Raw genomic sequence first — 2,362 nt, 5'->3', positions numbered from 1 at the left:
GGAGCGCTCCCCCCGTGCCTTTCCTGGTCCCTGGTAGCTGCGGTTTGTCCGGAGCCGGAAGGTCGGGGCTGTTGTGGCACGCCTGCGGTCCCGGCCTCGGACGGTCGCGCCGGCGCGGGAACGACCACCGTGCCGGGACCGATCTCCAACGCCCCAACCCGCCGGACGCCTCCGATCGGTCATCGAACTGGCCGTCCGGACGGCAAAAGCCGTCGCCCCGGCCTGACGGCCGGGGCGACGTTGGTTACCGGAGATATCAGCTGCGCGGGACGTTCATCCGCTCGGGGATGAGCTCGTACCGCTCGGCGTCGATGTTGTCCAGCGTCCCGTCGGTGATCGAGTCGATGATCCCGAAGAGGCCGGTCTCGACCTGCTTGGTCAGCATGCCGTGCTGCTTCTGGCCCCAGGACTGGGTCTGGCCACGCGTCTCGAACAGGATCGTCGCGCTTCCCCGGAGGGCGAACGAACCCAGCGCGGTGCCGGGCAGGTTGGTGTTCTGCGGGTAGAGCGTCACCTTGCTGTGCGGCGAGTTGCCGGACTGGAGGGCGTCGAACACGGCGACGTTGACCCGGCGCGACGCGTCGTAGTCGAACTTGGGCCAGTTGCCGTGCTGAGCGGGGTTCGTGATGAAGCGCCCGGAGATCGACAGGGTGGTGAAGTCGTCCATCCCCACGCCGGTGTAGCAGGCCGCCTGGTTGTGCAGGTCGGCGAAGACGTCGACGGTCCCGAACTCCTGCTCCAGCGAGCGGTACACGTCGCGGGCGGTCTGCGCTTCCGGCGTGATGTACCAGCCGACGGAGGCGCTGTTACCTGGGAAGTCAGCCGCCTGCGGGACGTAGTCGAGGTTGGGGTTGAAGTCGCGGTTCACGTCGAACCCGCCGGTCCGGGTGTTGTAGTTCCAGGCGGTCCGGGCACCGGCGAGCTGCGGGAAGTCAGCGACGACATCGTTCCAGGTTCGGGCGTTCTGCCGGGTGTCCAGCTCGCCACCGTCCGGGTTGAGCTTCGGCACGGCGACAATGGTGACCGCCTTGCGGATCTCCCTGGACCGCTGCGAGTTGTTGCCGAGCGTACGCAGGGCGTCGAGCAGGGCGGCCGTGCCGTGCATCTCGTTGCCGTGGATCTGGCTCTGGATCAGGACGACCTTGTCACCCTCACCGACCCGAGCCGTCCAGATCTCGCGGCCCTGGTTCGAGTAGCCGGCCACGTTGACGCTGACCGTGCCGTTGCTCGACTGCTCGATCGACGTGAGGCTCTTCCGGAGATCCTCATGGCTGATGAAGCCTTCGATCGACTTGTTACCGGTCTCGTTCCCGCAGTGAGACTCGAGGGGGTTTGCGGCTGCCGGACCGGTGAGTGCCACCGCCGCACCCGGGAGACCCATGAGTGCCGCGGCTGCGACCGCGAGGTGACGCTTGACCCGACTTGTTGGCATAGATCGACGCACGACTCAGCTCCAAAGTAGACGAGTTGGATCTTCCGCGCTCCGCCACCCTAAGCGGAGATCCGGACCGTCAGCAATAGATCATGAATCGTTTTTCCGCAGCTCAGCCCCCATTCACCTGGCTACCGACAGGCGTAGGAGCCGGTGATCGAAATATTTGAACACTAGTCGGATGACCAGCCGTGGGGTGCACCGTAGCGTCGATGCGATTCACCTTGCACGGCCTTGATTACGGACCGTGATCGTCAGGGGTGGGGTGTCGCGGACAACCCGTGGCGGACCGCTCCGACGGTGGTGGATCGGCGCTTCATGCTGTCTTTTCAACCCCCGAAGGAGCAGCGGTGCCCCTACAACCCCGTCGATCTCGTGGTCGCCGCAACGCCGCGTTGCTGCTGTCCACGACCCTCGTCGCGTCCATGACGTCGCTCGCCGCGAAGCCCGCGATGGCTACGCCGGATGAGCCTGCCAAGTCGAACCCGATCTTCCTGACCGGCCCGAACGAGGGCTCGCCCGAGCAGATCGCCACCCGCTACCTGCGGGGTAACCCCACCCAGCACGGCGTGACCTCCGCCGACCTCAGCGACCTCAGCGTGCTGTCCAGCTTCACCAGCCGGCACAACGGCGTCACCCACGTCAACCTCGCCCAACGCCACGAGAACCTGGAAATCTTCGGCGCCACCGCCACGGTGAACATCGCCAAGGACGGCAGCGTCATCTTCGTCGGCGACACCCTCGTCCCCAACCTCGCCGCCAACACCTCCGGCACCGCAGACCTCGACGCGATCGGCGCGGTCGAGGCCGCGGCCGACGGGCTGGACCTGGACGGGCCGAAGAACTCCCGGGTGATGAGCCGGGCCGGTGGCGCGGCGCAGAAGACCGTGGTCTCCGGCAGCGGCATCTCGGAAGAGCCGATCCCGGCGA

At 66.8% G+C, this 2,362-nt stretch carries 1 protein-coding gene and 1 pseudogene; one reads left to right on the top strand and one right to left on the bottom strand.

The features are described from left to right. Positions 1–256: 256 nt before the first annotated feature. Positions 257–1,360: a M14 family zinc carboxypeptidase gene (locus AB0M52_RS33265; RefSeq protein WP_363961818.1), complete on the bottom strand. Its 1,104-nt coding sequence runs from the start codon at positions 1,358–1,360 to the stop codon at positions 257–259. A gap of 422 nt (positions 1,361–1,782) precedes the next feature. Here AB0M52_RS33265 and AB0M52_RS33260 point away from each other — a divergent pair. After that, positions 1,783–2,362 (top strand): annotated as a pseudogene (locus AB0M52_RS33260) (metalloprotease); the annotation flags it as partial.

This window comes from Micromonospora sp. NPDC051296 (genome assembly GCF_040682255.1).
GTDB classification, from domain to species: domain Bacteria; phylum Actinomycetota; class Actinomycetes; order Mycobacteriales; family Micromonosporaceae; genus Micromonospora; species Micromonospora craterilacus.
Note: the sequence above shows the minus strand (reverse complement) of the source record. Positions and strands in the feature narration are given on the sequence as shown.